The following is a 22,625-nucleotide window of genomic DNA, read 5'->3' on the forward strand; positions in this document are numbered from 1 at the left end:
CCGGTCAATTCGATACATAAATACGGGTATCATGAACTGTTCGTTCCAAACTTAGAACAATCATGCAAGATCTCAATGACCTCTACTACTTCTCCCAAGTCGTCGAGCAAGGCGGATTCAGCGCCGCGGCCCGGGCGCTGGACATCCCGAAGTCGCGCCTGTCCCGCCGGATCTCGCACCTGGAGGAAAGCCTGGGGGTGCGTCTCTTGCAACGCACCACGCGCCGGCTGCGGCTGACGTCCGCCGGCGAGCGCTACCTGCACTACTGCCGCGAGATGGCCGCATCGGCGCGCGCGGCGGAAGACGCCATGCGTCAGTTGCAGTCCGAACCCGCCGGCCCGGTGATCGTGAGCTGCCCGGTGTCGATCGCCCAGGACGTGCTGGCGCCGATACTGCCCGAATTTCTTGATGCCTGGCCGGCGATCTCGGTGCAATTGCTGGTCACGAACCGCCGCGTGGACCTGATCCGCGAAGGCGTTGACCTGGCGCTGCGCGTGCGGACCAAGCTGGACACGGATGCCGAACTGGTCGTGAGGCACCTGGGCACGGCACGCGGAACGCTGGTGGCCAGCCCTGGATATTTGCAGCGCCACGGCGCACCGGACACGCCTCAGGACCTGGCCTCGCACACGACCCTGAGCTTCAGCGATCCCCAGAACGAAGTGCGATGGCCGCTGCGCAACGACAAGGGCGAAGAGGTGCAGATCGAATTGAAGCCGCAGTTGTCGTGCAACGATTTCATCGTGCTGACGGAAGCCGCCGTGCGCGGCCGCGGGATTGCCTTGCTGCCGTCGATCGCCACGCAGGAAGAGCTGCGCCGCGGACAACTGGTGCCAGTCCTGCCGCAATGGCAGTCGCCCGAGGGCATCGTGCACTGCATCTATCCGTCACGGCGGGGCATGATGCCCGCCGTGCGCACGCTGCTGGACTTCCTGTCGCAGCGCTTGCCCTCGATGTACCAGCGGCTTGAAAAAGCCGCTGTCCCGGCGCCTCAGTAACCGCGCGAGCGCTCTACCACGCCGGAGATGGACTCTCCGCGCAGCAGTTGGGCAACCTTGCCGGCGATCTGCGCAATGCTTTCGTCGCGCAGCGTGCGCGCCGCGATATGCGGCGTGACGTGGACGCGCGAGTCGCGCCAAAACGGATGGTCCTTCGGCAACGGCTCGGTATGGAAGACGTCCAAGGTCGCGCCCGCGATTTCGCCTTCTTCGAGCATCTGGACCAGGTCGTCCTCGACCAGGTGCTCGCCGCGGCCCACGTTGACCAGATGCGCGTCGGGCAGAAGTTGGGACAGCGTCTCGCGGTTGAGGATGCCGTGCGTGTCGGGCGTGAGCGGCAGCACGTTCACGAGGAAGCGGGTGCGCGCCAGAAAGGCCGGCAAGGCGTCCTGGCCTGCGAAGGATTCCACGCCCGGGATGTCGCGCGGCGAACGCGACCAGCCGGCCACGGGGTAGCCGAACTCGGCCAGGGTCTGGGCGACGCGCGCGCCCACTTGCCCCAGGCCCAGCACGCCCACGGGCCAATCGGCCTGGCGCGTGCCATCGCGAGTGTCCCAGTGCTGGCGCGCCTGTGCGTGGTCGAAAGCTTCAAAGTCGCGCGAGACGCGCAGCAAGGCATACAGCGCGTACTCGGCCATCTGCACCGACATGCCGGCGTCTTCGAGGCGCACGATACGCACGTGCGCCGGGATCTCGGGCATCTTCAGCAAAGCGTCCACGCCCGCCCCCAGGTTGAAGAGGGTCTGGAGCTGGGTTTCGTGCTTGAAGAGTTCGACCGGCGGACGCCATACCAAAGCAACTTCGGCGCCTGACGGCGGGCCGTCGGGATTCCACACGGAAATGCGGCAGCCGGGCATGGCGGCTTCAAGGCGAGGCACCCAGGAGTCGGGATCGTGGTGGGGACAGGCAAAGAGAATATGCATGGTCGGCAGCGCAAGCGATGGAAACCCCAAGCATGAGGGATGCCGCCGCACAAATCAAACGGCCCGGCATGAAGCCGGGCCGCGATCACTCGGATGCCACCGGATCACGCGGTCTGCGGCACCTGGGGCTTGTTCTTGCCCTTGCTGCGACGCACGAAGGCCCAGACCTGCAGCGCGATCAGCAAGGCGCTGGCGCCAATGAACCAAGCGCTGATCGGACGTTCGATGAACACCGCCAGATCGCCACGGGACAGCAGCAAAGCACGTCGGAAGTTCTCTTCGACCATCGGGCCCAGCACGAATCCCAGCAGGATCGGCGCGACGGAGAATTCCAGCGTCATGAGGATGGCGCCGATGACCCCGAAGGCAAGCACTTCCCAGATCTGGAAGAGGCTGTTCTGCGTGCTGAACACCCCCACCGCGATGAAGAACAGCGCCGACGGGAAGAGGTAGCGGTACGGCACCTGCAGCAGCTTGACCCACACGCCGATGAGCGGCACGTTCAGCACCATCAGCAACACGTTGCCTACCCAGAAGCTGGCGATCAGGCCCCAGAAGATGTCCGGATGCTCGGTGATGAGCTGCGGACCGGGCTGGATGCCCTGGATCAGCAGCGCCCCCAGGATCAACGCCATCACGGCATCGCCGGGAATGCCCAGGCTCATCGTCGGAATGAAGTCGACCTGGGTCTTGGAGTGCGAAGAGGCCTCGGGCGACGCCACGCCGGCGATCATGCCCGTGCCGAATTTCTCGGGCGTCTTGGAGATCTTGCGCTCGAGCGCATAAGCCACGAACGTCGTGATGGTGGGACCCGTGCCCGGCATCGCGCCGAACAGCGTGCCGACGGCCGTGCCGCGCACCATGGGCCAGAAGGCGGTCTTCAGTTCCTGCTTGCTGGGCCGCATGTCGCGCAGGCGCAGTTTGGCGCCGCTGCCGATGATGGTCATGCGGTTCACGCTCATCAGGAAGTCGGCCACACCAAACAGGCCCATCGAAATCGCCACCAGCTCCAGGCCGTCGGACAGGTCCAGCAGGCCGAATGAAAAGCGGATGGTGCCGGTGTTCACGTCGGTGCCGACAACGCCGCACATCAGGCCGAACAACGTCATCGCGACGCCCTTGAGCGGGGAGCCGCGCGACATGGTGGCGCCGGCAAGCAGGCCGAGCAGCATGATCGAGAAGATCTCGGTCGGACCGAACTTGAACGCCACTTCCACGAGCAAGGGCGATGCAAAGATCATCACGATGATGCCGACGGACGCCGCGAAGAACGAGCAGATCATCGTTATGCCCAGCGCCGTGCCGCCCTTGCCCTGTTTGGTCAATGGATAACCGTCAAGGCAGGTGACCGCGTGCGGCGGATGCGAAGGCAGATTGAGAAGAATGGCGCCGATCGCGCCGCCATACTGCGATCCGTAGAAGATACCGGCCAGCATCAGGATGGCCGGCACGGGCTGCATGACGTAGGTCAGCGGCAGCAGGATGGAGATCGCGGACAGTGCGCCCATGCCGGGCAGCACGCCGATGAGGTTGCCGACGAGCACCCCGAAGAACGACCACATCAGGTTGTGCCATTGGAACGCAACGCCGAAGCCGTACCAAAGGTCTACCAGTGCTTGAGAGATCATGGCGCTTCAACCCCAACGAAACAGCGGCAGCTGCAATTGCAACGCCCACCAGAAAACGACGACCGCGATCGCGGACATGGCGACCGACAGCAGGATTGCCTGCTTGATCGTGTTCGTGCGGTCGCCCAGCGCCGAGATGAAGACGATGGCGAACGTGGCGGGCAACAGACCGCCGTAGTGGCCCAGCAGCAGGAAGGCCAGGATGCCCAGCAGGATGCAGATGCTGCCGCGCATGTCAGGCATGCCTGTCGGGTGACCCTCTGCCGGCGCCGGCGAAGCGGGTTCGCCGGAGCGCGCGGATATCGCGATCAGCAAACCGGTCAGCGCCAACAGGCCGCCAAGCGCGGCGGGGAAAAAGCCGGGGCCCATGTGGCTGAGCGTGCCGATGTGATAGTCGGTCCCGCCGTAGACGGCGCCCAGTCCGATCAGGACCATCAGCGCACCGCCGTAGTAGTCCTTTCTGTTAATTGTTTTTTGCACTTCCATCCTCCTTCCTCGTGCGGGACCGTGCAGGCCCTTGATGCGCGCCCGGAACGAGCAACGCCCGGCCCTTGACGACAGGCCGGAAGGCAGATTACGGAAGGAAGCTGCTAATCCGCTTTCTGTGCGCTGTCGCGTTCCTGAATCCGGGGGTTATCCCTGATCGGTTGCCGCGACGGGCAAGAAAAATGCGGTGAGAAGGCGTGCAGCCGGGCTATTGGTCGCCCTTGAGCTGGACCTCGGTGGGCTGCGGATATTGGGATACGGTGTGAGCGCGTGGCAGCCAAAGCACCGACGCCAGGCCGACGCCGCCGTGGTCGTTGGCTTCGCCGTCGCGCAGTTCGATGTCGCCATCGTTGCGCCTGGCGTAGGCCCGCGCGATTCCCAGGCCCAGGCCGGAGCCCGACGAGGCCACGGGCTTGTCCGTGCCCACGCGCTCGAAACGCGTGAAGGCGCGCACCCGCAGCACGGGTTCCAGGCCGGGCCCGTTGTCGGACACCACGACTTCGACGCGGTTTTCCACCCGGCATACAGACACCGTGATGCGCGCCCCCATCGGCGCGTAGTGGATGGCGTTATGGACGAGGTTCGACAAGGCTTCGTGCAGTTCGGCCTCGTTGCCGGACACCGGAACGGACGTCTCCTGCCCTTCTTCGGCATCCGCTTGCACCCAGCCCAGGTCCTGCTGCTTTTCGTGCGCAAGCGGCAAGTACTGCAGCACGACTTCGCGCGACACGGCGTTCATGTCGAGCAGTTGCCGCGGAAGCTGGCTGGCCTGGTTGGCATGCGCCAGCGAAAGCAACTGCTCGGTCAGCCGGCGCGTGCGGCCGAGCTGGTCGACGATGGCCCGGAGCCCCTCCCGCGCCCGCGCGGGATCGCGTTCGCGCAGCGTGTACTGCGCCTGCGTCAGCATGATGGCCAGCGGCGTGCGCAGTTGATGCGAGGCGTCGGCAAGGAATTGTGATTGCTCGTCCAGCACCCGCCGATAGCGGGCGATGTGGTGATTGACGGCCTCGACCAGCGGCGCGACTTCGCTGGGCACGCGAGACGAGTCCAGCGGCGTCAGGTCGTCGGGGCGGCGCCCCCGGATATCCGCCTGCAGCCGCCGCAACGGCTTCAAGGCCCATGACACCCCCCACCAGACCAGCACCACGACGAGCGCCAGCATGCGCGCGTCGCGCAGGATTTCCTGGCGGCGCGCATTGTTCTCGGCTTCGATGCGTTTGCCGGTGCTTTCCGCCACTACCACGAGCACCTGGCGATGCTGGCCCTGGTAGTAGAGATCGCGCACCACCGACACCACGCGCACGGGATCGTTGCGGTACACGCTGTCGTAGAAGATGGGCTGGCCGTTGGAGCGAGGCCAGGTGGGCGGGCGAGGCATTTCCGGCATGCCCAGCAAGGTCTTGCCCTGGACCTGCGGCACGGGAGCGCCGTCGGGCAATGGAGGGTCGATTTCCTCGATGCGGAAATACTTGCGCAGGCCCGCGCGGGATTCAAGCATGACCTGCGCGTACAGCGGCGTCGCCACCTGCAGGTTGCCATCGGGCGTGAATTCCAGGCTGCTTTCCAGCACGCGCGCGGGCTCCACCAACGCGCTGTCGTAGGCTTCGTTGGTGATTTCGGCCAGCGTGCGGTAGTCGTTCAGGCTGTCGATGACCAGCAGGGCCACGACGCCGGGAAGCAGCAGGATGATCAGCAGCGCGCGGATGCCGACTCGCGGCAATCCCGGTATCCGCAGGCTCACTTAGGATTCCGCGGACTCGCTGGCGACGCTTTCCAGCATGTAGCCCAGCCCGCGCACGGTCACGATGCGCACGTCGCTGCCGGCCAGCTTTTTACGCAGGCGATGCAGCACGACCTCGATGGCGTCCGGATTGGCTTCGCTGTCGTGCGTGAACACCTTGCCGAACAGTTGCGACTTGTCCACCGGATAGCCGCTGCGCGTCAGCAGCGCCGCCAGCGCGGCATGTTCGCGGGGCGTGAGGAACAGCAGGGACCCGTCCAGCGTGAACGCGCGGCTTTCGCTGTCGTAGGAGAGCGAGCCGCACTGCAGGCGCGGATGCTGGCGACCGCGGCTGCGGCGCACCAGCGCCGTCAATCGGGCTTCGAGTTCTTCCAGCGCGAACGGCTTGGTCAGGAAATCGTCCGCGCCCAGGTTCAGGCCGCGCACCCGATCCTGCAAGGCGCCCTGGGCGGTGAGCAGCAGCACGGGCGTGCGGTCGTCGCGGTTGCGCATTTCGCGCAGGACGACCAACCCGTGCTTGTCAGGCAGGCGCAAGTCCATGACGATGGCATCGTATTCGGTGCCCGCCATGAAGGCTTCGGCCGTGCGGGCGTCGGCGGCGTGGTCGGGCACGAACCCGCTTTGGGCGAGCGCGCGCATCAGCCAGGACGCCATGTCCCGTTCGTCTTCAACCAACAATATGCGCATGACCGTCCGTTCCTTCGGGCAAATTCTCTGCAGCCCGCTGCCCATGCACGCGCTGGCGCAGGTAGCGGGTTTCGTGATGACGCCGAAAGAGGATAGCCGACAACTCGTTCAACGCCTGGGTATAGACGTCTCGCTTGAACTCGATGACGGCATCCAGCGGAACCCAGTACTGGCTCCAGCGCCAGGCGTCGAATTCCGGATGCTGCGTCGCGCGCAAGCAAACATCACTGTCACGTCCCACCAGGCGCAACAAGAACCAAATCTGTTTTTGTCCTTTATAGTGGCCACGCCACTCACGCCGGACAAAGTGATCGGGCACGTTATAACGTAACCAATCGCGTGTACGCCCCAAAATCCGGACATGCTCGGGCTTCAAGCCCACTTCTTCATGGAGTTCGCGATACATGGCCTGCACCGGGCTTTCGCCATACTTGATGCCGCCCTGGGGGAACTGCCACGCATGTTCCCTGATACGCTTGCCCCAAAAGACCTCGTTTCTAGTGTTGACGAGAATGATGCCGACATTGGGGCGGTAGCCTTCGCGGTCAAGCATGGGCCACCCCCACCGAATTCAATACAATTACGGTCGATTATACGTATCTGCTGCCACCTTTAAACATGCGCGCATCCAACTACCATATCAACACCCTCAAAGAAGCCCCGTCCGAAGCGGAAGTCGCCAGCCACCAGCTGATGACGCGCGCCGGGATGATCCGCAAGCTTGCGGGCGGCATCTACACCTACATGCCCCTGGGCCTGAAGATCATCCGCAAGGTCGAGGCCATCATTCGGGACGAAATGAACTCGGCTGGCGCCATCGAGCTGCTGATGCCGGTGGTGCAACCCGCGGAACTCTGGCAGGAATCGGGTCGCTGGGAGCAGTACGGCGCGGAACTGCTGCGCATCAAAGACCGCCACCAGCGCGATTTCGTGCTGCAGCCGACGTCCGAGGAAGTCATCACGGACATTGCGCGCAACGAAATCCACAGCTACCGCCAGTTGCCGCTGAATTTCTATCACATTCAGACCAAGTTCCGGGACGAGCGTCGCCCCCGCTTCGGCCTGATGCGCGGCCGCGAATTCACCATGAAGGACGCCTACTCCTTCGACCGCGACGAAGCTGGCGCCCAGCGCAGCTACGACACAATGTTCAACGCCTACATGCGCATTTTCGGCCGCCTTGGCCTGGAATTCCGCGCTGTGTCGGCCGATACGGGGTCCATCGGGGGCACGCGCAGCCATGAATTCCAGGTCATCGCCGACACGGGCGAAGACCTGCTGGTCTACAACGCGGATTCCGACTACGCCGCCAACATCGAGCTGGCGGAAGCGCCCTCTCTGTACCCCACCCGCGCCGCGGCCGCCCAGGCCATGGAAGACGTGGCGACGCCGGGCGCCGCCAAGTGCGAGGACGTGGCCAAGCTGCTGGATATCCCGCTGGAACGCACGATCAAGTCGATCGTGCTGGCGACCGACGGCGAAAAGGGCAAGGTCGACATCTGGCTGCTGCTTCTGCGCGGCGACCACGAACTCAACGAAATCAAGGCGGGCAAGCTGCCCGGCCTGTCGGGCTTCCGCTTTGCCACGGAATCCGAGATCGTCGAGTACTTCGGCTGCAAGCCCGGTTACCTGGGCCCGGTCAAGACGGCCAAGCCCGTCCACGTGATCGCCGACCGCACGGTCGCCAACATGGCCGACTTCGTCTGCGGCGCAAACCGTGAAGATTTCCACACCCAGGGCGTGAACTGGGGCCGCGACCTGCCCGAACCGGACCTCGTGGCCGACCTGCGCAACGTCGTGGCCGGTGATCCGTCCCCCGACGGCAAGGGCACGCTGTCGATCCAGCGCGGCATCGAAGTGGGCCATGTCTTCTATCTGGGCAAGAAGTACTCCGAAGCCCTGAAGGCCACCTTCCTGGACGAAACCGGCAAGCCCGCCGTGCTGGAAATGGGCTGCTACGGCATTGGCGTCACCCGCATCGTGGGCGCCGCCATCGAACAGAACCACGACGCGCGCGGCATCATCTGGCCCCGCGCGATCGCGCCATTCGAGGTCGTGATCTGCCCGGTGGGCTGGGGCAAAAGTGAAACGGTGCGTGACACCGCCCAAAAGCTGTATGAATCGCTGCTGGCGCGGGGCGTGGACGTCATTCTGGACGACCGGGACGCCCGCCCCGGCGTCATGTTCGCCGAGTGGGAATTGATCGGCGCGCCGCTGCGCGTAACAGTTGGAGAACGCGGCCTGAACGACGGTGTGGTGGAATTGCAGGCCCGTCGGGAAACCGAAGCAGCCAAGATTGCGGTAGAGTCCGCGCTTGAAGCGGTGCTGACCAAACTCGACACCCTGTAACCCTATAGCAACTACGGACTTTTCGCGTCCCGACCCGCACCTTTCTTTTATCCGCATCGTGACCGATCCGAAGTCCCCAGAGTCCACCCTGCAGGTCCGTGTCTACTATGAAGACACGGACGCCGGCGGGGTGGTCTTCTACGCTAACTACCTGAAATTCCTGGAGCGCGCCCGCACCGAGTGGCTGCGCGATCTTGGAGTCAACCAATCCGGACTGGCGGCCAGCGAACAAAGACTGTTCGTTGTCCGCGCCCTGGACATGTCGTACCGCAAACCGGCCAGACTGGACGATTTGCTTACCATACGCAGCCGAGTCACCAAACTGGGCCGCGCTTCGATACACTTCGCGCAGCGCGCGGAGCGCAACGGGGAACTGCTTGCCGAAGGCAACATCCAAGTCTGTTGCGTCGATGCCATTCACATGCGGCCGGCAGAGTTGCCGGCTGACATCCGCGCAAAACTGGAATTCATTCAGGAATAACCATGCAAGTCACCAACGACATGTCGTTGCTTTCGCTGATTTCGCACGCCAGCGTGCCGGTCCAGCTGATCATGCTGATGCTGTTGGGCATCTCGATCATGTCGTGGACCTATATCTTCGCCAAGCGGATGGCGATCAAGCGCGCGCACGACCAGACCCGCCGCTTCGAAGACGACTTCTGGTCGGGCGGCGACCTGTCCATGCTGCAGCAGGCCGTGGCGTCGCGCCGCGACGAACAAGGCGCTCTGGCCCGCATCTTCGATGCCGGCATGACCGAATTCCTGAAGGCCCGCCGGGGCAACGCCGGCAGCGATGCAACGGCATTGCTGGACGGCCCGCGCCGCGCCATGCGCGCCGCCTACCAGCGCGAAATGGATTCGCTGGAATCCCACCTGAACTTCCTGGCCTCCGCCGGCTCGGTGTCGCCGTACATCGGCCTGCTGGGTACTGTCTGGGGGATCATGCACGCGTTCATCGGCCTGTCGAACATGCAGCAGGCCACGCTGGCCTCGGTGGCGCCCGGCATCGCCGAAGCGCTGATCGCAACCGCCATCGGCCTGTTCGCCGCCATCCCGGCCGTCGTTGCCTACAACCGCTTCACGAATGACATCGACCGGATCTCGATCCGTTTCGACAGCTTTGTCGATGAATTCCTGAACATTCTGCAACGGCAGGTGCGCTAATGCCCTCGGTAAGCTCACGCGGCAGGTCCGGCCGCCGCATGAAGGCCGACATCAATGTGGTGCCGTACATCGACGTGATGCTGGTGCTGCTGGTCATCTTCATGGTGACCGCGCCCCTGATCACGCCGGGCCTGATCCAGCTTCCGTCGGTGGGCGCCGCCTCCGACGTGCCGGTCAAGCCCCTGGAAGTCCAGATTTCAGAAGACGGCAAGATCGCCCTGCGCATGCGCGAACCCGGCGCAACCATGCAGGACATCGCGCGTCCCGAGCTGGTGGCTCAAGTGCGCTCGCGCATTACCGCGGAAACCCCCGTGGTCATTGCCGCCGACGGCAAGGTGCCCTACGAAACGGTCGTGAAGGTCATGGACGAGCTGCGCACCAACGGCATCACCCGCCTGGGCCTGCTGGTGGACCAGTCCGCCGGGGCCGCTCAGCCCGCACCCGCCCAGAAACGCTAACGCGCCGCCTTCCGCCGGCCCGGCCGGCATGCACCGCACATGACGCCACCCATAATTCGACACCGCAGCGGCCCGCCGGCCACTCCGCCCAACAACGACAACCGGAATTCGCTGATTCTGGCCGTGGCGGTGCACCTGCTGCTGCTGGTCGCCCTGATCTTTGGCGTGAACTGGCACACCGAGAACCCTGGCCCCGTCCAGGTGGAACTCTGGGCAGACGGCAATTCGCCCGTCTCGCCGCCGCCCACGCCCCAGCCCGAACCTCCCAAGCCGCAACCCAAACCGCAGCCTCAGCCCGAGCCCGAAAAGACGCCCGAGCCCCCGCCTCCGCCGCCGCCTCCTCCTCCGCCTGAACCGGAACCCCAGGTTCAGCCCAAAACCGAGGAAGCCGATCCCGAGATCGCCATCCAGGAAGCGAAGAAGAAGCGCGAGCAGGAAGAGAAGGCGCGCGAAGCCGCCGAGGCCGCCAAGGAAAAGGCGCGTCTTGAAGAAGAGCGCAAGCAGGCTGAACTGAAGGAAAAGAAGCGCATCGAACAGGAACGCCAGGCCGCCGAAAAGGCCGCTGCCGAGAAGGCTGCCGCGCAGAAGGCGGCAGCGGAAAAGGCCGCCGCCGAGAAAGCAGCTGCGGAAAAGGTTGCTGCCGAGAAGGCCGCCGCTGAAAAGAAGGCGAAGGACGACGCTGCCAAGAAGGCGGCCGCCGAAAAGGCCGCCGCGGAGAAGGCTGCCGCTGAAAAGGCCGAAAAAGCTGCTGCCGAAAAGGCGGCTGCTGAGAAGGCCGCCGCTGAAAAGGCGGCCGCCGAGAAAGCTGCCGCCGCGAAGAAGGCCGCCGCCGACAAGGCCCTGAAGGACGCCTTCCGCAACGACGCCCTGGGCGCAGCCGGCATTCCGGGAGGCACCGCCGACCGGAACCAGGCTGGCGGCGGGCGCGACAGCGGATATGGCGCCAAGGTCCGCGCCTGCGTGCAACCAGGGGTGGCATATCCGACCCCGGCCCGCAGCGGCTCGCAAAATCCGACCGCGCAATACCGGGTACAGTTAGGTTCTGACGGGAAGGTTAATCGTGTCACGTTGACTAGCTCTTCGGGCAACGCGGGTTTTGACCGCGCGGTCGAGACCGGCATCCAACGATGCAACCCGTTCCCGAAGCCCTCCACGGGCCGCTACGAACCCATTATTGACGTTGTGTACAGAATGTATGATTGACAGGAGATTGACGAATATGACTCCCGCTTATAGTCGACGAGTGCCCCCCTTCGCTCTCTGGAGATCGTATGGAATCGGGCTGCTGATGGTGGCCTTGGCCTGCCTGATGGCCATGAAGCCCGCCCATGCGCAGTTGCGTGTCGATATCTCGGGCACCGGCGCCACCCAGTATCCCGTGGCCATTGCCGATTTCGCCGTTGACGACACCCATGGCCGCGCGCTGGCCGAAGTCATCCGCGCCGACCTTACCCGTACGGGCCAGTTCCGCCTGATCAACGCGGCCGGCTCCGGACTGAATGTCGATTCCCCGATCGCCCATGACGACTGGCGCGGCAAGGGCGCCGACTTCGTCGCTTACGGCAGCATCACCCGTGGCGCCGATGGCCGCTATGACGTGCGCTATCGCCTGGCCGACACGGTGAAGAAATCGCAACTGGACGGCGTCGCGTTCTCGGGCACCGAACAGGAACTGCGCCGCGTGGCCCACCAGATCGCCGACCGCATCTACGAAAAGATCACCGGCGTTCGCGGCGTGTTCTCGACGCGCATCGCGTACGTGCTGAAGAAGGGCTCCACCTACGAATTGCAGGTGGCCGACGCTGACGGACAGAATCCGCAGGTCGCCCTGCGTTCGCGCGAACCCATCATCTCGCCGTCCTGGTCGCCCGATGGCGCCAAGCTGGCGTATGTGAGCTTCGAATCGGGCAAGCCCGTCGTCTACGTGCACACGCTGGCCACCAGCGCCCGCGCCCCGGTCGCCAACTTCAAGGGCAACAACAGCGCCCCCGGCTGGTCGCCTGATGGCAGCAAGCTGGCCGTCGCCCTGACGCGCGATGGTTTGTCGCAAATTTACGTCGTTAATGCGTCGGATGGCTCGAATCCGAGCCGAGTTACGCGTTCTCCCGGGATTGACACCGAGCCGAGCTTTACGCCCGACGGTGCTTCCATTATCTTTACGAGTGACCGCAGCGGCGGGCCGCAAATCTATCAGACCGGCTCGACAGGCGGCGAAGCACGCCGTCTCACGTTTAATGGTGGTTACAACATCTCACCCCGAATTTCCCCCGACGGATCGACGCTGCTGTACGTTGCAAGACGAGACGGCGCGTTTCGAATCGCATCTCTGAACTTGTCCACTGGTTCCGAAGCCTTGCTGACTGATGGTCGTGACGATCAGTCACCTAGCTTTGCGCCAAATGGAATGCAAGTCCTCTACGCCGCCATCCAAAATGGCCGTAGCGTGCTTGCAGGAGTATCGAGCGATGGACGCGTACGACAGACGCTTTCGGTACTGAACGGGGAAATACGTGAACCGACTTGGGGCCCATTTACCCGATAACACGTGTGACTCTCTTTGCAAAGGAACTATCATGAAGTCGCGCATTGCCAAAAGCCTAACCATCGCCGCTCTGGCCGCCGCCCTGGCAGCCTGCAGCTCCGTCCCTCTCGACGATAAAGCGGGTCAGGGTGGAGGCGCTGGCCAAGGATCCTCGGCCTCCGGCCAGATCCTTGATCCCTTTAACCCCCAAAGCATCCTGGCGCAACAGCGCTCGGTGTACTTTGATTTCGACAGCTACACCGTGTCGGACCAATACCGCGGCCTGGTCGAAACCCACGCCAAGTATCTGGCTTCCAACCAACAGCAGAAGATCAAGATCGAAGGCAACACCGACGAACGCGGCGGTGCTGAGTACAACCTGGCCCTCGGCCAGCGTCGTGCCGACGCCGTGCGTCGCATGATGACCCTGCTGGGCGTCAGCGACAACCAGATCGAAACCATCAGCTTCGGCAAGGAAAAGCCGCGCTCGACGGGTACGACTGAAGCCGATTTTGCTGAGAACCGCCGCGCCGATATCAACTATCTGCGTTAAGCTTCTCGCTTAGTCTGGAGCCCTACCACGCGTCGGGACGGTCAGCCGGCCGTCCCGACGTTTGTTTTTATACCCGGGAATATTCATGCGCGATTACGTTCTGTCCCTGCGTCCCCTGATTGTGGCCACTGGCCTGGCGCTTGCCGCCCTGACGGCCCCCGCTCACGCTTTTTCCGACGATGAAGCCCGCAAGGCCATCCTGGATTTGCGCCAGCAGGTGCAGCAGCAGAACGAGCAAAGCCAACGCGCCAAGCTTCAACTGGCCGACCAGATTCAAGCCCTGCAACAGGAAGTCGCTCAACTGCGCGACCAGCTCGAGCTGGTGTCGCGCCAGCAGCCCAGCGCCAAGCCGGGCGCCGCTGCCGGCGGATCGAACCCGCCGGGCGCCTCTGCCGGGGATCCCCAGGAACAGGCCGCCTATGACGGCGCGATGGACCTGTTCCGCAAGGGCCAATACAAGGAAGCGGCCGAATCGCTGGCCGCGTTCACCGCGCTTTATCCCAACAGCCAGCTTGCGCCCAGCGCCCAGTTCTATCAGGGCAGCAGCCGCTACGCGATGAAGGACTTCAAGGGCACCATCGAGCAACTGAACGCCATGGTCCAGAAGTCGCCGGATAACGCCCGCGCGCCCGATGCGCTGCTGATCATTGCCGGTAGCCAGATCGAAATGAACAACCGCGCCGGCGCCAAGACGACGCTGCAACGCATCGTTCGCGACTACCCCACGACGCCCGCCGCCAGCACGGCCAAGAGCCGGCTGCAACTGCTGCAGTAATGCGCCAGGCCGCCAGCGCGGCTGGCGCTTACCGGCACATTCTTCGCCGCCGGGCGGGGCTCATTGCCCTGCTGCTGGCGGCGATTTCATTTGCGCTGCTGATCGATTTCACGGTTGGCCCGTCGGGCCTGCCCTGGCGCGATCTCTGGCGCACGCTGGCCACGCCCGCCGACGCCGACCCCACGTTCCGTGTGATCGTCTGGGACATCCGCCTGCCGTCCGCCTTGATGGCCGCGCTGGTGGGCATGGCGCTGGGGTTGGCGGGCGCCGAAATGCAGACCATCCTGAACAACCCCTTGGCCAGCCCCTTCACGCTGGGCGTGTCGTCGGCCGCGGCCTTCGGCGCGTCCCTGGCGATCGTGCTGCATCTCGGGCTGCCGGGAATCTCGGCGGGATGGCTGATCGCGGCCAATGCGTTTCTCTTTGCCCTGATGGCCGCACTGTTGCTGGACGCCGTGGCGCGTTGGGGCGGCATGAACACGTCGGGCGTCGTGCTGTTCGGCATCGCCATGGTGTTCACCTTCAACGCGCTGGTGTCGCTGGTGCAATTCACGGCCAGTGCGGAAGCCCTGCAGAACCTGGTGTTCTGGACGATGGGCAGCCTGGCGCGGTCCAGCTGGACGAGCGTCGGCGTGCTGGCGCTGGCGTTCGCGCTGGCGCTGCCGCTGGCGATGCGTCAATCCTGGAAGCTGACCGCCCTGCGGCTGGGTGAAGACCGCGCCGCCAGCTTCGGCGTGGACGTGCGCCGGCTGCGCGTGTCGACGCTGGCCCGCGTGAGCCTGCTGTCGGCGCTGGCCGTGGCGTTCGTCGGCACCATCGGCTTCATCGGCTTGGTGGCGCCGCATATCGCGCGCCGCCTCTTCGGCGAAGACCACCGTTTCTATCTGCCGGGCAGCGCGCTGGTGGGCGCGCTGATCCTGTCGCTGGCATCCATCGCGTCCAAGAATCTCATGCCGGGCGTGGTGGTGCCCGTCGGCATCGTGACGGCGCTCGTCGGCATCCCGTTTTTCGTTTCCGTCGTGCTGCGCAGGCAATTGCCATGACGAAGCACGACGGTTCGAACGCTTTCACCGGATTGGCCGTGCAGCGCCTGACCGCCGGCTACGGTCGCGAGGACGTGCTGCGCAGCCTGTCGATCCCCGCGCTGGCCGCGGGCGAGGTCACGGCGCTGCTGGGTCCGAATGGCAGCGGCAAGTCCACCTTGCTGAAGGCCTTGGCTGGCCTGGTCCATCCTCGCGCAGGACAGGCGACGCTGGACGGCCTGGACCTGACGCGCCTGAACCACGGCGAGCGCGCCCGCCACGTGGTGTATCTGCCCCAGAGCCTGCCTGCCGCCGTGCACCTGCGCGTCTTCGAATCGGTGTTGGTGGCGGCCAGGGCAAGCGAGGCCGCGCAACCGCCCGCGGACCTTCCGGCCATCGATCGGCTGCTGGAACGGCTGGGCATCGCGCACCTGGCGCTGCATTACCTGGACGCGCTGTCAGGCGGGCAGAAACAACTCGTGGGACTGGCCCAGGCGCTGATCCGCCATCCGCGCGTGCTGCTGCTGGACGAGCCGCTATCGGCCCTGGATCTGAATTACCAGTTCCACGTCATGCGGCTTCTGAAGCAGGAAACGCGTGACCACGGTTTGATCAGTCTTATCGTCCTGCATGACCTGAACGTGGCGCTGCAGCACGCGGACCGGGCCGTGATGATTCACGAAGGCAGGATGCATGCCGCGGGCGCGCCCGCCGACGTGATCACACCGGCCGCGCTGGCGGCCGTCTATGGTGTGCAGGCGCGCGTCGAGACCTGCTCGCGGGGTCGGCGGCAAGTGCTGATCGACGGACTGGAAGAGCACCCCGCCTGATTGGCCGGAGGGCGCGCAAGACGCGCGGCCGCCGACGCGAGAAGGCGAATAGCCTGGAGAAAGTGCTCAGGCGCGCAAGGCGACGTCCGCCACCGGCGCGCCGGTCATGTCAGCCAACTGCGCGGGCGTGAGGTTGAACACCGCGTGCGGGTGGCCCGCGGCAGCCCAGAGGCTGTCGTAGTTGAACAGGTCCGCATCCAGCAGCACCACCGGCTTGACCGCATGGCCGATGGGGCACACGCCGCCGATTGCGTAGCCGGTCATGTCACGCACGAATTTCGCGTCGGCCTTGGCCAACGGCCCCACCTGCGTCGCCACCTTGGCTTCGTCCACCCGGTTGGCGCCGCTGGCGATCACCAGCACCGGCGCATCATCGGTGGCGCGTCGGAAAATGATGGACTTGGCGATCTGGGCCACCTCGCAGCCCAGCCCGGCCGCCGCTTCGGCCGACGTCTTGCCCGTCTGGGGCAGGACGACCACCGGTTTGTCGTGCCCAATTTCCAGCAGCAGGCGCGCAACGCGCTGGGCGGATTCGGGCAAGGCGGCGAGGGATTCTGGGGACATCGAGCGGAACTCCGTTGCAGGGATGGGGCGGCGCGGACCCGCCGCGGCGGCAAGTCGTTGACGAGTTTATCAGCGACCCGCCAAGCGCAGCCGCCCGCCTCGCCGGGCTAGAATGCGGACCTGGCTTCCCGTCCCCACCCCCATGCGTTCCGAACCCGTCCTGCCCCTGCAAACCGCACCGATCGGCGGTTACGCCATGTCCTACACCGAATACGGCAGCGGCCCACCCCTGGTGCTGGTGCACGGTTCCTTGTCCGACAGCCGCTACTGGAAATCGCAGATGGCGCCGCTGGGTGGCTCTTTCCGCGTGCTGGCGGTATGCCTTCGGCGGTACTGGCCGGAAACCTGGGATGGCGAAGGCGGCGGCTTTTCGATCGCGCAGCACGCCAGCGACGTGCTGGAGTTCATCGACCAGGTGGCGGGCGGCCCTGCCCATCTGGTGGGCCATTCGCGGGGGGGACGCGTCGTGCTCGACGCGGCCCTGCAGCGGCCGGAATTGCTGCGCACCCTGACGCTGGCGGACCCGGGCCTGCCCCTGCCCGGCGGCAATGACGAGCGTGGCGGCTTCCGGCAGCGCGCGCTGGCGCTGATCCGCCAAGGCGACATCGAAGAAGGTCTGGCGCTGTTCGTCGACACCGTCACGGGACCGAACACCTGGCAGCGCATGGTGCCGTGGTTCAAGGAGATGGTCCGCGACAATGTCGGCACGCTTTTCGGACAGGCCGAGGAAAAACCCGACACGTTGACGCCGCAACAGATTGGCGGCCTGACCATGCCGGTCCTGTTGATCGGCGGCGCGCTCAGCCCTGCGCCCTACCCGGCCGTGCTGGACGCCCTGGCGTCATGGCTGCCGCAGGCGCGTCGCGTGGATATCGTCGGCTCTTCGCACGGCATGAACCTGGGCAATCCGCGCGCATTCAACGGCGCCATCCAGGACTTCATCGGGGCCTGACGCACAGGCCCGTCAGGGCTCGACCGACGGCGTGTGCTTCAGGCGGCGCAGCACGAACGTGGAGCGGCTGTGCCGCACGCCGCGCAACTTGTACAGACGCTTGCGCAGGAATTCCTCGTACCCCTCGGTGCCGGCCACGGCCACCTTGATCAGGTAGTCGTATTCGCCCGTCACCAGAAAGGCTTCCACCACTTCAGGCAGGCGGCTGATCTCTTCGCCAAACCGGGCCAGCGTGTCGTCGTCGTGGTGTTCCAGCGTGACTTCGATCATCACCGTGTCGGGCAGCCCGAGCGCCTTCTGGTTCAGCAAGGCGGCATAGCCTTCTATCACTCCCGCTTCTTCCAGCGCCCTGACGCGATTCCAGCACGGCGTGGGAGAAAGGCCGACCGTCTCGGCCAGCTTCAGGTTGGTCAGCCGCCCATCCGCGCGCAGCGCGCGCAGGATTTTTCGGTCGGTCTCGTCGAGTTTTGGCAAAGAGGACATATGCGAAAGATGAATTCCCTGTTTTCGCGAATTTTACTGAAGGAAATTTTCCGCAAACGCGAAAACCGGCGTGAATCAGGAAACCTATTTTGCAGGCTGGGCCGTAGACTTTCCTCAAAGACGGGCACTATCCCACCCGTCGGATTCGGCGCTCACGCTGCGGCACAACCCGGCGCGCGCGCCGGCAGTTCCAACGCAGCAACGCCGCGCGCCGATCCGCGCGGCTGGAAACCATGTCCCACGCAGCAGCACCTGCAAGAAGCGGTCTCGGCTTGTCCGCCGCCGTCATGCTCTTCACAGCCCCGGCGCTATTCGCCTCGAATATGGTGGCCGCCCGCTGGGCCCACGACGCAAACCTTCCCCCCGTATTCCTCGCGTTCGGCCGCTGGTTGATCGCCCTGCTGATCCTCCTGCCGATTGCCGCCCCTGCCCTGCGCAAGCACCGCAAGGCCTTGTGGCGCGGCTTGCCGACCCTGTTGCCGCTGTCGGTCCTGGGCATGGGCGTGGCGGTGGCGCCCCAATACATCGGTGCGCAGACCACCAGCGCCACCAATATCGCTCTGATCTTTTCGTGCAGTCCGCTGCTGGTGGCGTTGCTGGAATCCGTGGTCTGGCGCAAGCCCATGTCGGCGGCGCGCGCGGCCGGGCTGGCGCTGGCGCTGGGCGGTGTGCTGGTCGTGTTGGCCCGCGGCGACGCCCAGGCGCTGGCTCGCCTGGAGTTCGGACAGGGTGACCTGTGGGTGCTGCTGGCGGCGACGGGATGGGCGCTCTACACCGTGCTGCAAAAACGCCTGACGCTGCCTACGGTGCCCGACAGCGCCCGGCTGGCCGCAATGATGCTGGGTGGCGTGCTGGCCCTGGCGCCGTTCGCAGCCATCGAGGCCGCGGCCGGGATGGCGCCGCCGTGGTCAGACCCGCGTCTGGCCGCGGTGCTGCTGTTCCTGGCAGTGGTGCCCAGCCTGGGCGCGTACTACGTCTATGGCCGTCTGATCAGCCAAGCCGGCCCGGCCACTGCGGGGCTGTCCATGTTCCTGGTGCCGGTGTACGCCGCGTTGCTGGCCTGGCCGCTGCTGGGCGAGGCGCCGCAGCTGTTCCATGCCTACGGCTTCGTGATGATCCTGCTGGGTGTGAAGCTTGCCGCGTCGCGGATGCGCCCGACGGCGGCCGCAGCCGCCGCCTGAGTTCCTGGCGTCAGCGGCCCGATCCCTGGGCCGCGATCACTTCCTGCGCAACCTGGCGAGGCGCTTCGGCGTAGTGCTTGAACTCCATGGTGTAGGTGGCGCGGCCCTGCGTAAGCGAACGCAGCGACGTGGAATAGCCGAACATCTCGGCCAGCGGCACTTCGGCGCGCACGACCTTGCCGCCGCCGCCCGCGATGTCTTCCATGCCCTGCACCATGCCGCGGCGCGATGAAAGATCGCCCATGACGTTGCCGGTGAAGTCCTCGGGCGTTTCCACTTCGACCTGCATCATGGGCTCGAGCAGCACCGGGTCTGCGCGGCGCATGCCTTCCTTGAACGCCATCGAGCCCGCCATCTTGAAGGCGTTTTCGTTCGAATCCACGTCGTGGTAGGAACCAAAGAACAGCGTCGCCTTCACGTCCACGACCGGATAGCCCGCCAGCACGCCGGCATTGAGCGATTCGCGAATGCCCTTGTCGACGGCGGGAATGAATTCGCGCGGCACGACGCCGCCCTTGATGGCGTCGACGAATTCATAGCCCTTGCCCGGTTCTTGCGGTTCAAGCTTGAGCACCACGTGTCCGTATTGGCCACGGCCGCCCGACTGCTTGACGAACTTGCCTTCGACTTCGTTGCAGGGCTTGCGGATGGTTTCGCGGTACGCCACCTGCGGCTTGCCGACCGTGGCTTCGACGCCGAATTCGCGCTTCATGCGGTCGACCAGAATTTCCAGGTGCAGTTCGCCCATGCCCGAGATGATCGTCTGGCCGGATTCTTCGTCGGTGCGCACGCGGAACGACGGATCTTCCTGGGCCAGCCGGCCCAGCGCGATGCCCATTTTTTCCTGGTCGGCCTTGGTCTTGGGCTCGACGGCCTGCGAGATGACGGGTTCCGGGAAGACCATGCGTTCCAGGATGATGACGTGCGCAGGATCGGTCAGGGTGTCGCCAGTGGTGACGTCCTTGATGCCCACGGCCGCGGCGATGTCGCCCGCATAGACCTCGGTGATCTCGCGGCGCTCGTTGGCGTGCATCTGCAGGATGCGGCCCAGCCGTTCCTTCTTTTCCTTGATGGGATTGAAGACGGAATCTCCGGACTTCACCACGCCCGAATAAACGCGGAAGAACACCAACTGGCCCACGAAGGGGTCGGTCATGATCTTGAACGCCAGCGCGGAGAACGGCTCGTTGTCGGCGGGATGGCGTTCGATTTCGTGGTCGCGCTGGTCGTGGCCCTTGATGGCGGGCACGTCCAGCGGCGACGGCAGGTAATCGATGACGGCGTCCAGCATCGCTTGAACGCCCTTGTTCTTGAAGGCGCTGCCGCACAGCATCGGAACGATCTCGTTGGCGATGGTGCGGGCGCGCAGGCCCTGCTTGATTTCCGCTTCGGTGAGAGGTTCGCCGGACAGGTACTTTTCAAGCAGGGTTTCATTGGCCTCGGCGGCCTTTTCGACCATCTTGTCGTGCCATTCCTGCGCCTGCGCCTGCATGGACGCCGGAATGTCCTCGTACTGGAACTTCACGCCCTGGCTGGCTTCGTCCCAGATGATGGCCTTCATTTTGACCAGGTCGATCACGCCTTCGAAGTGGTCTTCGGCGCCCACCGGCAACTGGATGGGAACGGCGTCGCCCTTCAGGCGTTCGGCGATCTGGCGATGCACGCGCAGGAAGTCCGCGCCGACGCGGTCCATCTTGTTGACGAATGCCAGGCGCGGCACCTGGTATTTGTTGGCCTGGCGCCAGACGGTTTCGGACTGCGGCTGCACGCCGCCCACCGCGTCATAGACCATGACCGCGCCGTCCAGCACGCGCATGGAACGCTCGACCTCGATGGTGAAGTCCACGTGGCCGGGGGTGTCGATGATGTTGATGCGATGTTCAGGATAGTTGCCCGCCATGCCTTTCCAGAAGGCGGTGGTGGCGGCGGACGTGATGGTGATGCCGCGCTCTTGTTCCTGCTCCATCCAGTCCATTACCGCGGCGCCGTCATGGACTTCGCCGATCTTGTGGGTAATGCCGGTATAGAAGAGGATGCGCTCGGTGGTCGTCGTTTTGCCTGCATCAATATGGGCGCTGATGCCGATATTGCGGTAAAGCTCGATGCGCGTCTTGCGGGTCATGGCCTCTTCCCTAGCGGTTGGGTGCGGATGCATAAATATTACGCGCCGCGCGGCAAGATACAAGCCTGAAACGGCCCTCCGCAAAGAGTTAGCGGGGTACATGGGTTTGCCCGGGGCATACCATCGTATAGCCCGGTCGCGACGCGCCCGGATGTCCGCATCGGGTTCCGCGAAACCGCTCCGTCGGCTTCCGGCCCGCCTGCGGCGCCCATGAAAAAGCCCCTCGGTCAGAGGGGCTGCGTCGCATGGGGCGCGTATTTGCGCCGGTTCGGCGCAATTACTTCTTTTCTTCCTTGACGCGGTACACCAGCACGGCGGTGCTGGCCAGCGACAGCACCTTGGCGGTGACGCTGCCCAGCAGAAGGCGCGACAGGCCGCTGCGGCCGTGGCTGCCGATGAAGATCAGATCGCAACCGGAATCACCGGCGGCCTGCACGATGCCGTCGGCGACGTTGAAGTTGGACACGGCGCGCGCATCGGCTTTGACGCCTGCGGTGTCGGCACGGTCGGTGATCTGCTTGAGGTACTTGTCGGCTTGCTCGGCAGAGGCCTTTTCGTAGTCTTCGTCGGTGATGGCGTAGGCCGCGGCCATGCCGTCAAAACCGATGGTGGCAGCGAACGGCTGCGTCACGTAGAGGGCCACGACTTCGGCGCCGACAGAGCGCGCAAAGCAAATGCCAGCGTTGGCGGCTTGCGCCGAAAGCGGGGAACCGTCGGTGGGAATCAGGATCTTCTTGAACATCTTGCCTGCTCCTGTCTTAAAGGAATCTTTATGCTACCGGAAAGCCGCCGGGTCCACATCAGACCGAAACGGGGGCTTTGACGAGCGTCAATGGCGGGTTTATCCCAACTGCTGGGCGGCGGCGAACAGGTTCGTGCAGCGGGTGCCGGTACGGCAGTATGCCAGCACAGGGCTCGGCAGGGTACGCAAGAGTTCGGCGAAGCGGGCCACGTCGGCGGCCGTCATGGCGCTGCCAACCACGGGCTGGTATTCGATTTGCAGGCCGGCCGCCTGGGCGGCGCGGGACACGTCGGCGGCGGTGGGCTGGTCGGGACCGCCTTCGAAATCAGGGCGGTTGATGATGACGCTTTTGTAGCCGGCGGCGGCTACGTCGGCCATGTCGTCGGGACCCAGTTGCGGGGCGACGGCAAAGTTCTGGGTCAGGGGCTTGATGGGTGCGGACATGA

24 protein-coding genes are annotated in these 22,625 nt (G+C 64.9%); 13 read left to right on the forward strand and 11 right to left on the reverse strand.

The genetic code is table 11. The features are described 5' to 3' along the window. Positions 1 to 62: 62 nt before the first annotated feature. Positions 63 to 998, forward strand: a complete 936-nt coding sequence (locus RT614_RS25945) for a LysR family transcriptional regulator (protein WP_313625144.1) — start codon at positions 63 to 65, stop codon at positions 996 to 998. Here the strand turns inward: RT614_RS25945 and RT614_RS25950 are convergent. The 6 genes from RT614_RS25950 to RT614_RS25975 all read right to left on the reverse strand — a co-directional run bounded on the left by RT614_RS25950 (position 992) and on the right by RT614_RS25975 (position 7,016). Further along, positions 992 to 1,921: a glyoxylate/hydroxypyruvate reductase A gene (locus tag RT614_RS25950; RefSeq protein ID WP_313625146.1), complete on the reverse strand. Its 930-nt coding sequence runs from the start codon at positions 1,919 to 1,921 to the stop codon at positions 992 to 994. The two genes, RT614_RS25945 and RT614_RS25950, sit on opposite strands and share 7 nt — an antisense overlap. Positions 1,922 to 2,025: 104 nt before the next feature. Further along, positions 2,026 to 3,549, reverse strand: coding sequence for a tripartite tricarboxylate transporter permease (locus RT614_RS25955; RefSeq protein ID WP_313625147.1), 1,524 nt, complete (start codon positions 3,547 to 3,549; stop codon positions 2,026 to 2,028). Between the two features lie 6 nt (positions 3,550 to 3,555). Further along, complete coding sequence (locus RT614_RS25960) at positions 3,556 to 4,035, reverse strand: tripartite tricarboxylate transporter TctB family protein (RefSeq protein WP_313625148.1); 480 nt, start codon at positions 4,033 to 4,035, stop codon at positions 3,556 to 3,558. A gap of 208 nt (positions 4,036 to 4,243) precedes the next feature. Further along, positions 4,244 to 5,776, reverse strand: a complete 1,533-nt coding sequence (locus RT614_RS25965; RefSeq protein WP_313625150.1) for a sensor histidine kinase — start codon at positions 5,774 to 5,776, stop codon at positions 4,244 to 4,246. Next, positions 5,777 to 6,463: a response regulator gene (locus tag RT614_RS25970; RefSeq protein ID WP_008157866.1), complete on the reverse strand. Its 687-nt coding sequence runs from the start codon at positions 6,461 to 6,463 to the stop codon at positions 5,777 to 5,779. It abuts the gene before it with no gap. Next, complete coding sequence (locus tag RT614_RS25975; protein ID WP_056327909.1) at positions 6,444 to 7,016, reverse strand: RNA pyrophosphohydrolase; 573 nt, start codon at positions 7,014 to 7,016, stop codon at positions 6,444 to 6,446. The genes RT614_RS25970 and RT614_RS25975 overlap by 20 nt, the downstream gene beginning before the upstream one ends. A gap of 65 nt (positions 7,017 to 7,081) precedes the next feature. Here RT614_RS25975 and RT614_RS25980 point away from each other — a divergent pair, with 65 nt between their 5' ends. The 10 genes from RT614_RS25980 to RT614_RS26025 all read left to right on the forward strand — a co-directional run bounded on the left by RT614_RS25980 (position 7,082) and on the right by RT614_RS26025 (position 16,135). Beyond that, positions 7,082 to 8,812: a proline--tRNA ligase gene (locus RT614_RS25980; protein ID WP_313625152.1), complete on the forward strand. Its 1,731-nt coding sequence runs from the start codon at positions 7,082 to 7,084 to the stop codon at positions 8,810 to 8,812. 58 nt (positions 8,813 to 8,870) lie between these two features. Then, positions 8,871 to 9,293, forward strand: a complete 423-nt coding sequence (ybgC, locus tag RT614_RS25985; RefSeq protein WP_008157873.1) for a tol-pal system-associated acyl-CoA thioesterase — start codon at positions 8,871 to 8,873, stop codon at positions 9,291 to 9,293. A gap of 2 nt (positions 9,294 to 9,295) precedes the next feature. Further along, on the forward strand, positions 9,296 to 9,976 hold the full coding sequence (tolQ, locus tag RT614_RS25990) for a protein TolQ (protein WP_313625155.1): 681 nt from the start codon (positions 9,296 to 9,298) through the stop codon (positions 9,974 to 9,976). Beyond that, positions 9,976 to 10,434, forward strand: coding sequence for an ExbD/TolR family protein (locus RT614_RS25995; protein WP_313625157.1), 459 nt, complete (start codon positions 9,976 to 9,978; stop codon positions 10,432 to 10,434). Before tolQ ends, RT614_RS25995 begins: the two co-directional genes overlap by 1 nt. A 39-nt stretch (positions 10,435 to 10,473) precedes the next feature. Then, positions 10,474 to 11,637: a cell envelope integrity protein TolA gene (tolA, locus tag RT614_RS26000; protein WP_313625158.1), complete on the forward strand. Its 1,164-nt coding sequence runs from the start codon at positions 10,474 to 10,476 to the stop codon at positions 11,635 to 11,637. A 16-nt stretch (positions 11,638 to 11,653) separates the two neighbouring features. Continuing rightward, a complete protein-coding gene (tolB, locus tag RT614_RS26005) occupies positions 11,654 to 12,976 on the forward strand; it encodes a Tol-Pal system beta propeller repeat protein TolB (protein ID WP_313625160.1) in 1,323 nt (440 codons plus the stop codon). Between the two features lie 31 nt (positions 12,977 to 13,007). Beyond that, a complete protein-coding gene (gene pal / locus RT614_RS26010) occupies positions 13,008 to 13,508 on the forward strand; it encodes a peptidoglycan-associated lipoprotein Pal (protein ID WP_313625162.1) in 501 nt (166 codons plus the stop codon). An 85-nt stretch (positions 13,509 to 13,593) separates the two neighbouring features. After that, on the forward strand, positions 13,594 to 14,283 hold the full coding sequence (ybgF, locus tag RT614_RS26015; RefSeq protein ID WP_313625164.1) for a tol-pal system protein YbgF: 690 nt from the start codon (positions 13,594 to 13,596) through the stop codon (positions 14,281 to 14,283). Beyond that, positions 14,283 to 15,326 carry an iron ABC transporter permease gene (locus RT614_RS26020; RefSeq protein WP_313625165.1) on the forward strand — a complete coding sequence of 348 codons (1,044 nt, stop codon included), beginning with the start codon at positions 14,283 to 14,285 and terminating at the stop codon, positions 15,324 to 15,326. The genes ybgF and RT614_RS26020 overlap by 1 nt, the downstream gene beginning before the upstream one ends. Continuing rightward, positions 15,323 to 16,135, forward strand: coding sequence for an ABC transporter ATP-binding protein (locus RT614_RS26025; RefSeq protein WP_313625167.1), 813 nt, complete (start codon positions 15,323 to 15,325; stop codon positions 16,133 to 16,135). The genes RT614_RS26020 and RT614_RS26025 overlap by 4 nt, the downstream gene beginning before the upstream one ends. 66 nt (positions 16,136 to 16,201) lie before the next feature. On the opposite strand, the gene RT614_RS26030 is transcribed toward RT614_RS26025, so the two are convergent. Further along, positions 16,202 to 16,699 carry a YbaK/EbsC family protein gene (locus RT614_RS26030; protein WP_313625168.1) on the reverse strand — a complete coding sequence of 166 codons (498 nt, stop codon included), beginning with the start codon at positions 16,697 to 16,699 and terminating at the stop codon, positions 16,202 to 16,204. A 142-nt stretch (positions 16,700 to 16,841) separates the two neighbouring features. Here RT614_RS26030 and RT614_RS26035 point away from each other — a divergent pair, with 142 nt between their 5' ends. Then, positions 16,842 to 17,651 carry an alpha/beta hydrolase gene (locus RT614_RS26035; protein WP_313625170.1) on the forward strand — a complete coding sequence of 270 codons (810 nt, stop codon included), beginning with the start codon at positions 16,842 to 16,844 and terminating at the stop codon, positions 17,649 to 17,651. Positions 17,652 to 17,663: 12 nt separating this feature from the next. Here the strand turns inward: RT614_RS26035 and RT614_RS26040 are convergent, their stop codons facing one another. Beyond that, the gene (locus tag RT614_RS26040; RefSeq protein ID WP_313625171.1) at positions 17,664 to 18,134 is read right to left on the reverse strand and encodes an Lrp/AsnC family transcriptional regulator; all 471 of its coding nucleotides are present in this window, start codon (positions 18,132 to 18,134) and stop codon (positions 17,664 to 17,666) included. A gap of 272 nt (positions 18,135 to 18,406) precedes the next feature. Here RT614_RS26040 and RT614_RS26045 point away from each other — a divergent pair, with 272 nt between their 5' ends. Continuing rightward, positions 18,407 to 19,315 (forward strand): DMT family transporter, encoded by a 909-nt coding sequence (locus RT614_RS26045; RefSeq protein ID WP_313625172.1) that lies wholly within the window; start codon positions 18,407 to 18,409, stop codon positions 19,313 to 19,315. A 10-nt stretch (positions 19,316 to 19,325) separates the two neighbouring features. Here RT614_RS26045 and fusA read toward each other — a convergent pair whose 3' ends face one another. From fusA to RT614_RS26060, 3 genes are all read right to left on the reverse strand, one after another. Further along, positions 19,326 to 21,437 (reverse strand): elongation factor G, encoded by a 2,112-nt coding sequence (gene fusA, locus RT614_RS26050; protein ID WP_313625173.1) that lies wholly within the window; start codon positions 21,435 to 21,437, stop codon positions 19,326 to 19,328. A 277-nt stretch (positions 21,438 to 21,714) separates the two neighbouring features. Then, complete coding sequence (locus tag RT614_RS26055) at positions 21,715 to 22,179, reverse strand: universal stress protein (protein WP_313625174.1); 465 nt, start codon at positions 22,177 to 22,179, stop codon at positions 21,715 to 21,717. A 99-nt stretch (positions 22,180 to 22,278) separates the two neighbouring features. Further along, complete coding sequence (locus RT614_RS26060; protein ID WP_313625175.1) at positions 22,279 to 22,623, reverse strand: TIGR01244 family sulfur transferase; 345 nt, start codon at positions 22,621 to 22,623, stop codon at positions 22,279 to 22,281. Between the last annotated feature and the right edge of the window lie 2 nt (positions 22,624 to 22,625).

Source organism: Achromobacter sp. (assembly GCF_032102605.1).
In the GTDB taxonomy this organism is placed as follows: domain Bacteria; phylum Pseudomonadota; class Gammaproteobacteria; order Burkholderiales; family Burkholderiaceae_B; genus Achromobacter.